Below are 12,753 nucleotides of genomic sequence, written 5' to 3'. Positions count from 1 at the left end.
AGCGTGACGGCGCACGCGCGTGGCATCCTATGCGGATGGCCCGCATCCCCGACGCATTCATCGACGACCTGCTCGCACGCACCGACATCGTCGAGGTGATCGGCACGCGCGTGCCGCTGAAGCGCCAGGGCAAGGAGTACGCGGCGCGCTGCCCGTTCCACGACGAGCGCTCGGCCTCATTCACGGTGTCGCCGACCAAGCAGTTCTACCACTGCTTCGGCTGCGGCGCGCACGGCACCGCGATCAGCTTCCTGATGAACTACGACCGCCTCGAATTCCTCGACGCGGTCGACGAGCTGGCCAAGCGCGCCGGCATGGAGATCCCGCGCGACGCCCAGCAGCGCGGTGCCGCCCAGGCCGCCGGCGACGACCATCGCGACCTGTACTCCGCGCTGGAAGCGGCGGCCAAGTTCTTCCAGCGCCAGTTCGACGGCAGCGAGAAGGCGCGCGCCTACCTGGACGGCCGCGGCGTGGACGCAGAGAACCGCGCGCGCTTCCAGATCGGCTACGCCCCGGACGGCTACAGCGCGCTCAAGGACGCGCTGGGCACCGACGAGCGCCGGCTCAAGCTGCTAGACCGCGCCGGGCTGTTCTCCAAGAACGACCGCGGCCACGTCTACGACAAGTTCCGCGACCGGGTGATGTTCCCGATCTTCGACCGCCGCGGCCGGGTCATCGCCTTCGGCGGCCGCGTGCTCGACAAGGACGACGGCCCCAAGTACCTGAACTCGCCGGAGACCGCGCTGTTCCACAAGGGCCGGGAACTGTACGGCCTGTGGCAGGTGCGCCAGGCCAACCAGAAGATCGAGCGGCTGATCGTGGTCGAGGGCTACATGGACGTGGTCTCGCTGTTCCAGTTCGGCGTCACCCAGGCGGTGGCGACGCTGGGCACCGCGACCACGCCGGACCATGCCGAACTGCTGTTCCGCAACGCGCCGGACGTGTTCTTCTGCTTCGACGGCGACGCCGCCGGCCGCCGCGCCGGCTGGAAGGCGCTGGAATCGGTGCTGCCGCGGATGAAGGACGGACGCCAGGCGTTCTTCCTGTTCCTGCCCGATGGCGAGGATCCGGACACCATCGTGCGCAAGGAAGGCGCCGCGGCCTTCGACGCGCGCCTGGTCCAGGCCACGCCGCTGTCGCAGTTCTTCTTCGACGAACTCTCGCGCGAGATCAACCTCGGCACGCTCGACGGCAAGGCGCGCCTGGCCGAACGCGCGCGGCCGATGCTGGCGCAGATTCCCGACGGCGCCTTCGGCGACCTGATGCGTCAGCGCCTGGCCGAACTCACCGGCATCGGCGCCGCCGCACCGGCAGTCGCCACGGCCGCGGCGAGCCGGCCGCCGCCGCGCGCGCCGCGCCCGGCGCACAAGCGCAGCCTGGTCCGCGAGGGGATCGTGCGCCTGCTGCAGGCGCCGTCGCTGGCGCTGGACCTGCCGCCGCCCTACCCGTTCGCCGGCCTGCGCCTGCCCGGCATCGAGCTGATGATCGAACTGCTGCAGATCGTGCATGCGCGCCCGGAGATCACCACCGGCGCCCTGCTCGAACACTTCCACGAACGCGAGGAACTGGCCGCACTGCAGAAGCTGGCGGTGCAGGAGATCGCCGGCGAGACCGCCAGCTGGCGCCAGGAACTGCACGACGTGGTCGTGCAGCTGGAAAAGCAGACGCTGCAGCAGCGCCTGGACGAACTGCAGGCCAAGCAGCGCGCGCAAGGGTTGGACGAGACCGACAAGTACGAGCTGCGGGAACTGTTGAAGGCGCGTGCGGGGCTGCATTGAGTCTGGCGGCAGACGCAGTCGCCGCCACCAGGCCTTGCGTTGCATTCCATGGGGCTATCGCCACCGCGACACGATTGGCCATTCTAGGCAATCGTGTCGCGGCAGCGTTCGCGCCGAGCTTGCGCTATTCAGGACTGCGCCAGAGCAGATGCACCGCTTTTCGCTTGAAGCCGCAAAAGCAGCGCATACAGTTCCGCGTCCTCGTCCATTTCCAATGTCAGCAGCTCCTGCGGCGGCGGCAATACCGGTTTGATGTGGGGCGCAATCAGCGAGGCGTAGGCTTTGGTGTGCTGGTTTTTCGCCTCGATCATGAATCCCAAGGCGGTAGTCGGGACAGCGCCCGGTGTGCCGAGAAGTTCTTGATTGGGGATTTGCTTGTAGCTGATCTTGGACAATTCCGCATTCGCTATCGCTTTTTTGACTTCTTCATCGATCAGCGGTATCGGCTTGTTCCCGTAAAGCGTGCTTATCTGCGCGAGCATCCCGGTATCCCAGGCATGCGGCACCACGTCGTAGGAGTTCCAGACATCGCGATTCCACACCCGATAGCCATCGCCGGTCGTCGGCGGCAACGTCGTATTGAAAAGCTCGGCGAAGGCGGCATTGCCTGGCGTGGCACCGGCGGTCGGGTAGCAATAGACTGCCTTGCTTCCGTCCAGCCAGTGGTTGCTCTTGAGCCAGGTCGCCACGGTCGGCGACAGCGCACCACCCAGGCTATGGCCGGCGAAGATCACGGTCGCGCCGCTGCTCGCGACGTTTTTCAGGAACGTCGCCAACGTATCGCCTTGAGATGCGGGCGTATCGCCTTGGGATTTCACAGATGAAGGACTCGCCATGTTCAGCAAACGCCAGACGCCTAGCGCGGTACCCAGCGAAATGACGGTATTGGTCTCGGTCGGCGACGAAAGCGGAACCGGCTCGGTGTGTGCGGTGGGATCGTAGTTCGAGAAGTCCACCACCTGGTTGACCCCGAAATCTTCCATGTACCAGTCGTAATGCGAGATCGGATTGGTGGCGGCAATCGCTACGACATAGACGTCTCCGGCAAGACTGCCCAAGTTGCTCGACTTGGCCACGTACATGGCATTGTCCGAGACCTTCGAACCATCCGCTTGCCAGACCTGCGGCCCCCACACCAGTTCCCAATTGCCGATTGTCTGCTGTGCTACCGGAGACGCCAGCGTCGCCAGGATGGTCTTTTGATAGTCCTTCTGTAGCTGTTCCGCTGAGCCGAATCTGAAGCTGACCCAATTGGCCAAGCTCGAAAGCGCAAACACGGTCTGGTACTGATCGTATTGCATGTGCGTGCTCCTGATCCCTGGAGAAGCGGGAGGCGATTGCGCACGCGTGGCGCGCCATCGTGCCCGACGCGCTCCCCCACTCGGACGGGCAAAGGCAATCTAGCAAGCCACCGATGCGCGCATCCGCCGGAAACGACCGACACCGCAACATGTCTGCGAGTTGTCTACGCGGTGCATCCTGATTCGCGTGCGGGCGCCATACTTTCTAAAATGCACCACTCCCCCCCGCTCTACCTTCCCCCATGATCAAGTCCTGGCTTGCGCGCCTGCGCATCGAACCCTTCACCCTGGCGTTGCTGTGCACGGTGCTGCTGGCCTCGCTGCTGCCGGTGCAGGGACGCGCGGCGTCGGTGATGGACGTGGTCACCGATCTGGCGATCGCCGCGCTGTTCTTCCTGCATGGCGCGCGGCTGTCGCGCGCGGCCATCGTCGCCGGCGCATTGCACTGGCGCCTGCACCTGACCATCTTCGCCGCCACCTTCATCCTGTTCCCGCTGCTGGGCCTGCTGTTCAAGCCGCTGTCGCACTGGCTGCTGACCCCGGACCTGTACATCGGTGTGCTGTTCCTGTGCACGCTGCCGTCCACGGTGCAGTCGTCGATCGCCTTCACCTCGATGGCCGGCGGCAATGTGCCGGCGGCGGTGTGCAGCGCCTCGCTGTCGAGCCTGCTCGGAGTGTTCCTGACGCCGCTGCTGATGGGCGTGCTGACCGACGCGCAGAACGCCATGTCCAATCCGCTGGAGGCGATGGGCAAGATCATGCTGCAGCTGCTGGTGCCGTTCGTCGCCGGCCATCTGCTGCAGCGCTGGATCGGCGGCTGGGTCGAACGCCGCCGCGCAGTGCTGCGCTACACCGACCAGAGCACCATCCTGCTGGTGGTGTACACCGCGTTCAGCGCCGCGGTGGTCGAAGGCCTGTGGCGCAAGACGCCACTGCCGGCGCTGCTCGGCGTCGCCGTGGTCGGCGTGGTGCTGCTGGCGCTGGCGATGGCGTTGATCACCTTCGGCGCACGGCGCCTGGGCTTTTCCCGCGAGGACGAGATTCCGATCGTGTTCTGCGGCTCGAAGAAGAGCCTGGCCACCGGCGTGCCGATGGCCAAGGTACTGTTCGCCAGCGGCAGCCTCGGCGCGATCGTGTTGCCGGTGATGATCTACCACCAGATCCAGCTGATCGTCTGCGCGGTGATCGCGCAACGCTACGCGCGCGCGGCGAAGGCAGAAGCGACCGGCTAGCGGCGAACGGCAAGGGGCGGTCGCGGGCGCCGGCCGGCACGCCGCGCCGACGCGGGCCGCAAGCGCGTGTCATGCGCCGCGCAGCACCTGCACGGGCGGCATATGCAGATGCGCAGCCGGCATGAGCGATGACGGCAACGGCTGCGTACAGTAGACGGCCGGCACGGCCGGCGCCGTGTCCCCCTCCCCTCCCGGTGCCCCCATGAGCCGCATGTTCCGCCGTTCCGCGACGATCTCCGCCAGCCTGGCCGCGCTGCTGGCGCTGAGTGCCTGCCAGCAACCGCCCGCGCCTGCCGCGCCCAAGGCCGCCCCAGCGGCGCCTGCCGCCGACAGCGCCGGCATCGCCTGGCGCGAGGGCGACGTCGACGACGCCTTCGCCGAAGCGCGCGAACACGACAAGCCGGTGCTGCTGTACTGGGGCGCGGCCTGGTGCCCGCCCTGCAATCGGCTCAAGGCCACGCTGTTCAAGGACCCGGCGTTCATCGCCCGCACCCGCGCCTTCGTCGCGGTGCATCTGGACGGCGATTCGGAAGGCGCGCAGGCCTGGGGCGAGCGCTTCGGCGTCAAGGGCTATCCGACCATCATCGTGCTGCGCCCGGACCGCAGCGAGATCACCCGCCTGGCCGGGGACAGCGATACCGTGCGCCTGGCCGAGGCCCTGCGCGTGGCCGCGACCCGCACCACCACTTCGGCGCAGTTGCTGCAGCAAGCGCTGAAGGCGCCGGCCACGCTCAGCGCCGACGACTGGACCCTGCTCGGCGAATACGGCTGGGCGGTGGATGCGGCGCAATTGGTCAAGCCGGGTCAGGCCGCCGACGTGCTCACGCGGCTGGCCGCGGCCGCGCCGCAGCCGGCCTTGCAGCGCCGTTTCGCGTTGCTGGCGCTGGCCGCGCAGGATCCGGCCAAGGCTGCCAAGGTGGATGCCAAGCACCGCGCCGCCGACCGCGAATTGCTGCAGGCGGTGCTGGCCGACCCGGCCGAGGTGCGCGCAAACCGCAGCACGCTGACCTATGCGGCGCGCGAGCTGGTGCAGGCCGCGGCCAGCGATGCCGCCGAGCGCAGCACGCTGTCGGCCGCGCTGACCCATGCGCTGGACCAGGTCTACGCCGACAGCAGCCTGCCGATCAGCGATCGCCTGGACACCGCTGCCGCGGACATCGCCCTGGCGCGGTTGGCGCAAGGCCAGCCGGCCGAGGCCGGCGACGGTCCGCATCCGCCGCTGCCGCCGGCGGTGGTCGCCAAGGTGCAGCAGCGCGTGCACTGGGCCGAGCAGGCCGCCAGGACCGACTACGAACGCCAGTCAACGATCAGCAGCGCCGCCGGCCTGCTGGACGCCGCCGGCGACAGCGCCGGTGCCGAACAACTGCTGCTGGCCGAGCTTCAGCGCAGCAAGACCCCGTACTACTACATGCCGGAACTGGCCGGCCTGGCCGAGGCGCGCGGCGACAAGCAGACGGCGCTGTTCTGGCTGAAGAAGGCCTACGAGAGCGCGCAAGGCCCGGCCACCCGCGTGCAGTGGGGCGTACTCTATGTCGATGGGCTGGTCCGGCTGCAGCCGGACAATGCGGCCGCGATCGAGGCGGCCGCCGGACAAGTGATTGGGGAGTTGGCCGGCCAGCCCGACGGCTATCACCAGCGTACCCGGCAGCGTTTCGACACCCTGGCCAAGACCCTGCAGACCTGGAGCAAGGGCCACGACGGCAGCGCGGTGCTCGCGCGGCTGCAGCACAAGATGCAGCAAAGCTGCGGCAGCCAGGAGGGCGACGGCTGCCAGCATTGGCTGGGGTGAGGGCGCAAGGCGCGCCACCGGCCGCATCACGCTTCCACGCGAGCAAGACCGCTGCACCGGCGCCGTCGCAGTCCCGGCATCGGCACTGCGACGTTGCAACGCGGCGCGCAGGCGGTCGCAACCGCCTTGCGTTGGCGGCGCGCGAAACGCGCGCGCCGCCGGCTCCGGTCAGGCCGCCACGCGGACCGGCGCCACCGGCTGACCGGCGCCCTGGCTGCCGGGGCGTCGGCCGCTGCCGGTATGCGCATTCAGGCCTTGCGCCTGCCCTTCCAGCGCGCGCGCGGCTTCGGCCATCTTTTCCACCAGCGCCGCGTTCTGCTGCGTGGCGGTATCCATCTGCACCACGATCTGGTTGACCTGGCCGATGCCGGCGCTCTGCTCGCGGCTGGCGCCGGCGATGTCGGTCATGATGCGCTGCACTTCGCGCACCGAGCCGAGCAGTTCCTCCATGGTGGCGCCGGCGCGTGCGACCAGCGCCGAGCCGCGATCGACCTGCTCGCTGGAACCGGCGATCAGGCCACGCACTTCCTTGGCCGCATCGGCGCAGCGCTGGGCCAGGCTGCGCACTTCGGTGGCGACCACGGCGAAGCCGCGGCCCTGCTCGCCGGCGCGCGCCGCTTCCACCGCCGCGTTCAAGGCGAGGATGTTGGTCTGGAAGGCGATGCCGTCGATCACGCTGATGATGTCGGCGATCTTGCGCGACGCGCTCTCGATGCCGGCCATGGTCTGGACCACGTCGCGCACCACCTCGCCGCCGCGCTGGGCGACGTCGCTGGCGCCGTCCACCAGGCGGTTGGCGTGGCCGACGTGCTCGACATTGCGCTGCACGGTGCCGGTGATCTCTTCCATCGAGCTGGCCGCCTCTTCCAGCGCCGCGGCCTGCTGCTCGGTGCGCCGGGCCAAGTCGCTGTTGTCGTCGACCATCTCCGCGGCGGCCGTCTGCAGGGTGTGCGCTGCTTCGCCGAGCTGGCGCGCGGCGTGGATGTCCAGCAACGCGCCGACCGCGCGCAACGGGGTGCCGTCGGCGGCGCGCTTGGTCAGGCCACGCGCGCGGAACCAGCGGTACTCGCCGTTCTTCAGCTGCAGGCGGTATTCGATGTCGAAGCCCGTGCGACCGGTGCGGTCGTTGAGGTGCGCGGCGAACGCGTTGAGCGCGAGCTGCGCGTCTTCCGGATGCAGGCGCGAGGACCAGCTGTCGAGCACGTTGGGGAACTCGGCCTCGGAGGCGAAGCCCAGCAGCGAACGGAACTGCGCCGACCACCAGAACTCGTTGGACGGATTGATCGGATCGCCGGCGACCACGCTCATGTCCCACAGGCCGTCGTTGAGCATGTCCGCGCCCAGCTCGAAGCGGGTCAGCACCACGTCCAGGAACGCCTCGCGCTCGCGCCGCTCGGTGATGTCGGTGAGCGCGCCGGCCACCCGCAGCGGTAAGCCCTGGGCGTCGCGCTGGGTGGTGCCGATCGCGCGGAACCAGCGGTACTGGCCGTTCTTCAGCTGCAGGCGGTAGTCCACGTCGTACGGAGTCTGGCCGCTGCGGTCGCCCAGGTGCTTTGCGAACGCGTCCAGCGTGGCCTGCTTGTCGTCCGGATGCAGGCGCGAGGCCCAGCTGTCGAGCACGTTGGGGAAGTCGAGCTCGGAGGAGAAGCCCAGCATCGCGCGGAACTGCGAGGACCACCAGAATTCGTTGGCGGGGTTGACCGGATCGCCGGCGATCACCCGCATTTCCCACAGGCCGTCGGTGGTCGCCTTGGTGACCATGTCGAAACGGACGTGCATGTCGTCCAGATTGGCGAGGGCACTGTCGGCCTGCGCACGGGCGCGGTCACGGTTGGCCTCGGCCTCGCGCAGGCGCTCGGTCAGTGCCTGCAGCTTCGCCGCGTCTTGCTTGCTCTTGCCCCACATACGTGTCTCCGCGGCTCTGCCGATTTTGGTCGTTCGCACGGTAACGACCTCGACCGGCAACACTTGAGCGGGGGGCTGAACGCGCGGTTCAGGCGATCCAGTGATCGACCAGCAGGAACGCGAACAGCGCCATCAGGTACACGATGGAGTAGCCGAACATGCGCATCGAGAACATCTCGTCCGGCGGATCGAGCATGCGCCAGGCGTACCAGAGGAACACCGCGTCCAGCACCAGGGTGCCGCCGAGGTAGAACACCCCGCTCATGCCCACCGCCACCGGCAGCAGCGTCACCACCACCAGCAGCACCGTGTACACCAGGATCTGCCGGCGGGTATGCGCCACGCCATGGGTGACCGGCAGCATCGGGATCGAGGCCTTGGCGTAGTCGGCGCGGCGGAAGATCGCCAGCGCCCAGAAGTGCGGCGGCGTCCACACGAAGATGATCAGCACCAGCAGCGAGGCATAGGCCCAGTCCCACTGGCCCTGCATGCCGGTGATCGCGGCCCAGCCCAGCAGCGGCGGCGCCGCGCCGGCCAGGCCGCCGATGACGATGTTCTGCGGCGTGGTGCGCTTGAGGAACACCGTGTAGATCACCGCATAGCCGATCAGCGAGGCGAAGGTCAGCACCGCGGTGATCCAGTTGACCCACACCACCAGCACGGTCATCGACAGCGCCGTCAGCAGGGTGGCGAACAGCAGCACCTGCCACGGCAGCACCTTGCCCACCACCAGCGGACGCCAGGAGGTGCGCGCCATCTGCGCATCGATGCGCGCGTCCAGCAGCTGGTTGATCGCCGCCGCCGCCGAGGCCGCCAGCCAGATGCCGAAGAAGCCGAGCAGGCCGGTGCGCACCTGCGCCCAGGTCGGCAGCCCCGGGATCGCCAGGCACATGCCGACCAGGGCGGTGAACACGATCAGCGCCACGACCTTGGGCTTGGTCAGGTCCCAATAGTCGCGCCAGTGGACGCGGTGCGCGCTCATTGCGGCGCCCGCAAGCGCGCCAGCAACGACACCAGCACGAACAGCAGCGCCACCGCGCCGGCGTTGTGCAGCACCGCCACCGGCAGGGGCAGCGCCAGCTTGACGTTGAGGATGCCCAGGCACACCTGCGCGACCAGCAGCAGCGCCAGCGCCGCGGCCCAGCCGCGCATGCCCGGCGTGCGGCTCAGGCGCCAGCTCAGCCACAGCAGGTAGGCCGCCACCACCATCGCCATCATCCGGTGCGCCATCTGGATGGCGATGCGCGCCGCGCCGTCGAGCACGCCGCCTTCGTAGTCCACGCCGATGCCACGCCACAGGGTGAAGCCCTCGCGGAAATCGTGCGGCGGCCACCACTGGCTGACGCAGCGCGGGAAGTTGTCGGCCGACCAGCTGCCGCCGCCGCAGGCCAGCGCCGCGTAGTTGGCGCTGACCCAACCGCCCAGCGCGATCTGCAGCACCAGCACCGCCACGCCCAGGCGCAGCAGCCACTTCAGGCGTGGCGCATCGGCCAGGGTGATCGGCAGGTGGGTGGCGCGCCAGGCCATCCATACCAGCAGCGAGAACATCAGCAGGCCGCCCAGCAGGTGGCCCATCACCACGATCGGCTTGAGCAGCAGGGTCACCGTCCACATGCCCAGCAGGGCCTGGAAGATCACCACCGACAGGGTCAGCACCGCGGCACGGGCCAGGTCGTCGTTGGACCAGCGCAGCGCCGCCAGCAGCAGGATCGCCTCGCCGCCGACCGCCACCAGCATCGCCAGCCCCGGCCAGCCGGACATGTACAGCGGGATCGACAGCGCCACCAGCGCCGCCGCCGTGACGATCTGGGCGATGCCGAGCCGGCGCCGCCGCGCCGCCAGCAGCGACAGCACCAACACTTCCACGCCCAGCGCACCGGCCAGGAAGCGATGGATCTGCTCGCGCCAGGCCTTGTGCGTCTCCAGCGGCCGGATCTTGCTGGCGGCGTGGGTATCGGCTTCGGCACTGGTCTGCGGCCAGGTGATGCGCCCGTAGCAGGTCGGCCAGTCCGGGCAGCTCATGCCCGCATCGGACAGGCGCACGAACGAGCCGAACATGATGGTGCTGGCGGTGAACAGCGCCGCCAGCCAGGCCATGCGGTGGAAATGCCGGAACAGCGCCGGGCGCGCGAACAAGGTCATAGGAAGCGGCTCACAGGAGTTTCAGCAGTTTCGCCAGGTCCGCGCGCAACCCGGCCGGGTCGAACCCGGGGGCATAGCGCAGCACCACGAAACCGTTCGGATCGATGACGTAGACCGGCACCCCGCCCGCATCGCGCACCCGCGGCAGCGCCGCCAGCAGCGCCGGATCCGCGCGCAGCGCCTGCACCTGCGGCAGGGCCTGGGCGGCGGCCGGCGGCGTGCCGATCCACAGGATCTGCACGTGGTCGGCATCGTGGCCGAACAGCTGCCAGACCTTGTCCAGATCGCGCGCCAGCGCCTCGCAGGCGCTGCCGCAGTCCGCCGGCGGCGCCAGCGCGATGCGCCACAGCCGCCGCTGCGGCTCCCAGGCGTAGACGCGGCCGTCGGCCAGCCGCGGCTGCAGCGCGCGCAGGTCGGCCGGCGGCTGCAGCAGTTCGCCGTGGTTGCGGCTGGCGGCCGGCTGCCAGCCGGAAAAGCGCAACGCGCCGGCGACCAGCATCGAGCCGAAGAACAGGACGAACAACACGATCAGCGGCCAGCGGCCGCGTGCGGCCGCCGGGCGCGGGGCCGGGGTGGGAGCATTCATGCCGGGGATTTTCTCATGCGCGCGCGCTCAGCGCCCGCCCCGTCCCCTGCGCACGCGCCAGCTGAGCAGCGCCGCGGTGACCAGCACCGCCAGCGCCAGGCCGAACCATTGCACCGCGTAACCCAAGTGGCGCTCGGGCGGCAGCGTGTTCGGCAGCAGGTCCAGGTCGCGCGGATAGCCCAGCGGCAAGGCCGGATCCAGGCGCAGCACCTGCGACAAAATGTCGCGGCGGCCGAGTGCCTCGCCGATCGCTCCCGGCTCGATGCGCATCGCCAGCCAGCGCTGCGGCGACGGCGCCGCCACCAACGCCGGACCCAGGGCCAGTCCATGCGACGGTGCCGGTCCGAGCAGACCGACCAGCGTGTAGCGACCGTGCAGCGGTGCCGGCGCCGGCAGCGCGCGATCGGCCGGCAGCGGCAGCCACCCCAGTTCCACCAGCAGCGGCGCCGCCGCGCCGTCGGCCAGGAACGGCTGGTACACCTTGACCCCGCTGCGGCCCTGCCGCAGCTGGTTGTCGAGCAGGATCTGCCCGGGCAGGAAGCGGCCGGCACCATGCACCCAGCGCAACTGGCCTGGCGGCGTCGCACGCAGCGCGTCGGCCAGCGTCTGCGGACGATCGCGCACATGCGCCGCCTGCGCCAGCAAGGCCTGCTTCTCGTGCATGCGCTGCAACTGCCAGCGGCCGAGCATGCAAAAGCACACCGCCACCGCCAGCGCGACGCTCCAACCCAGCCACAGCGGCATGCGCCGGCGCGCACCCACGCGCGAGGCAGCGGCGAGGGTCATAATGCGGACACACCATGCGCCGAGACGCCCATGAACGACTCGCTGAAGACTTTGCTGATCGTCGCGTTCCTGCTGCTCATCCTGTGGAACCTGGGCGCCGGCCTGTACTACCTGTTGGTGGACCGCGGCCAGAGCAAGCGCACGGTGAACGCGTTGACCTGGCGCATCGGCCTATCGGTGTGCCTGATCCTGCTGGTGATCCTGGGCATCTACACGGGAGTGATCAAGCCTCACGGACTTGGCCGCTGAGAAGCCGGGAATGGGGAATCGGGAAAAGAGAATCGGCAAAGCGGGAGCGCAAGCGAAAGCCGCTCTTGCGATTCCCGATTCCCTATTTCCAGCAGTCAAAGCACATAGACGAACAGGAACAGCGCCAGCCACACCACGTCGACGAAGTGCCAGTACCACGCCGCCGCTTCGAAGGCGAAGTGGTTGTCGCGGCTGAAGTGGCCGCGGCTGATCCGCAGCAGCATCACCAGCAGCATGATCGTGCCCAGCAGCACGTGCGCGCCGTGGAAGCCGGTGAGCATGAAGAAGGTCGAACCGTAGATGCCCGAGCCCAGGGTCAGGTTGAGTTCCTTGTAGGCGTGCATGTACTCCTCGGCCTGGAAGTACAGGAAGGTGCAGCCCAGCGCCACGGTCAGCGCCTGGAACACCATCAGCCGGGTGCGCTGGCCGGCCTTGAGCGCGTGGTGGGCGATGGTCAGGGTCACGCCGGAGCTGAGCAGGATCAGCGTGTTGATCAGCGGCAGGCCCCAGGCCGGAATCGTCTGGAACTGGCCGCCGATGCCGCCCGGGCCGTTGGTCGGCCAGGCGGCGGAGTAGCCGTCCCACAGCAGCGCGTTGGTCATCACCCCGTCGCCCTCGCCGCCCAGCCACGGCAGGATGAAGGTACGGGTGTAGAACAGCGCGCCGAAGAAGGCGCCGAAGAACATCACCTCGGAGAAGATGAACCACACCATGCCCATGCGGAACGACACGTCGACCTGGCGGTTGTAGTGCCCGGCGATCGATTCGCGGATCACATCGCCGAACCACATGAACAGCGTCGCCACCAGCATCGCGATGCCGGTGAAGAAGGTCCACTTGCCCCAGGACGCGTCGTTGAGCCAACTGGCCACGCCGATCATGGTCACGAACATCGCGATCGAGCCGATGAACGGCCAGCGGCTCTGGCTGGGCACGTAGTAGGCGTTGGCGGTGGCGTCGGTGCTGGGCTGGGCCATGGCAGGCA

At 68.9% G+C, this 12,753-nt stretch carries 11 protein-coding genes; 4 read left to right on the top strand and 7 right to left on the bottom strand.

Annotated features, from left to right (window positions below; all coding sequences use genetic code 11):
• The first annotated feature begins 35 nt into the window (after positions 1-35).
• Positions 36-1,778, top strand: a complete 1,743-nt coding sequence (gene dnaG, locus ACHWVH_RS05550; protein WP_295924941.1) for a DNA primase — start codon at positions 36-38, stop codon at positions 1,776-1,778.
• 128 nt (positions 1,779-1,906) lie between these two features.
• On the opposite strand, the gene ACHWVH_RS05545 is transcribed toward dnaG, so the two are convergent.
• Positions 1,907-3,079 carry a hypothetical protein gene (locus tag ACHWVH_RS05545; protein ID WP_295918171.1) on the bottom strand — a complete coding sequence of 391 codons (1,173 nt, stop codon included), beginning with the start codon at positions 3,077-3,079 and terminating at the stop codon, positions 1,907-1,909.
• A gap of 242 nt (positions 3,080-3,321) precedes the next feature.
• Between ACHWVH_RS05545 and ACHWVH_RS05540 the strand changes: the two genes are divergently transcribed.
• On the top strand, positions 3,322-4,311 hold the full coding sequence (locus ACHWVH_RS05540) for a bile acid:sodium symporter family protein (RefSeq protein WP_295918168.1): 990 nt from the start codon (positions 3,322-3,324) through the stop codon (positions 4,309-4,311).
• A gap of 202 nt (positions 4,312-4,513) precedes the next feature.
• Positions 4,514-6,100, top strand: coding sequence for a thioredoxin family protein (locus ACHWVH_RS05535; RefSeq protein ID WP_295924935.1), 1,587 nt, complete (start codon positions 4,514-4,516; stop codon positions 6,098-6,100).
• 168 nt (positions 6,101-6,268) lie between these two features.
• Here the strand turns inward: ACHWVH_RS05535 and ACHWVH_RS05530 are convergent, their stop codons facing one another.
• The 5 genes from ACHWVH_RS05530 to ACHWVH_RS05510 form a co-directional block, all read right to left on the bottom strand.
• Positions 6,269-8,005, bottom strand: coding sequence for a PAS domain-containing methyl-accepting chemotaxis protein (locus tag ACHWVH_RS05530; protein ID WP_295924933.1), 1,737 nt, complete (start codon positions 8,003-8,005; stop codon positions 6,269-6,271).
• An 88-nt stretch (positions 8,006-8,093) separates the two neighbouring features.
• Positions 8,094-8,987, bottom strand: a complete 894-nt coding sequence (gene cyoE, locus ACHWVH_RS05525) for a heme o synthase (RefSeq protein ID WP_017907662.1) — start codon at positions 8,985-8,987, stop codon at positions 8,094-8,096.
• Entirely contained in the window at positions 8,984-10,147 is a 1,164-nt protein-coding gene (locus ACHWVH_RS05520) for a heme A synthase (RefSeq protein WP_017914359.1), read from the bottom strand. The genes cyoE and ACHWVH_RS05520 overlap by 4 nt, the downstream gene beginning before the upstream one ends.
• 10 nt (positions 10,148-10,157) lie before the next feature.
• Positions 10,158-10,733 (bottom strand): hypothetical protein, encoded by a 576-nt coding sequence (locus tag ACHWVH_RS05515; RefSeq protein WP_043094366.1) that lies wholly within the window; start codon positions 10,731-10,733, stop codon positions 10,158-10,160.
• Between the two features lie 27 nt (positions 10,734-10,760).
• A complete protein-coding gene (locus tag ACHWVH_RS05510) occupies positions 10,761-11,519 on the bottom strand; it encodes an SURF1 family protein (protein WP_295936378.1) in 759 nt (252 codons plus the stop codon).
• A 30-nt stretch (positions 11,520-11,549) separates the two neighbouring features.
• On the opposite strand from ACHWVH_RS05510, the gene ACHWVH_RS05505 reads away from it, so the two are divergent.
• Positions 11,550-11,768, top strand: a complete 219-nt coding sequence (locus tag ACHWVH_RS05505; RefSeq protein WP_010341612.1) for a twin transmembrane helix small protein — start codon at positions 11,550-11,552, stop codon at positions 11,766-11,768.
• Between the two features lie 95 nt (positions 11,769-11,863).
• Here the strand turns inward: ACHWVH_RS05505 and ACHWVH_RS05500 are convergent, their stop codons facing one another.
• Positions 11,864-12,745 (bottom strand): cytochrome c oxidase subunit 3, encoded by an 882-nt coding sequence (locus ACHWVH_RS05500; protein ID WP_010341611.1) that lies wholly within the window; start codon positions 12,743-12,745, stop codon positions 11,864-11,866.
• Positions 12,746-12,753 lie beyond the last annotated feature (8 nt).

Origin of the sequence: uncultured Xanthomonas sp. (genome assembly GCF_964278005.1) — a bacterium.
Classification (GTDB): Bacteria; Pseudomonadota; Gammaproteobacteria; order Xanthomonadales; family Xanthomonadaceae; genus Xanthomonas_A; species Xanthomonas_A sontii.
This window is presented reverse-complemented; position numbering and strand designations above follow the sequence as displayed.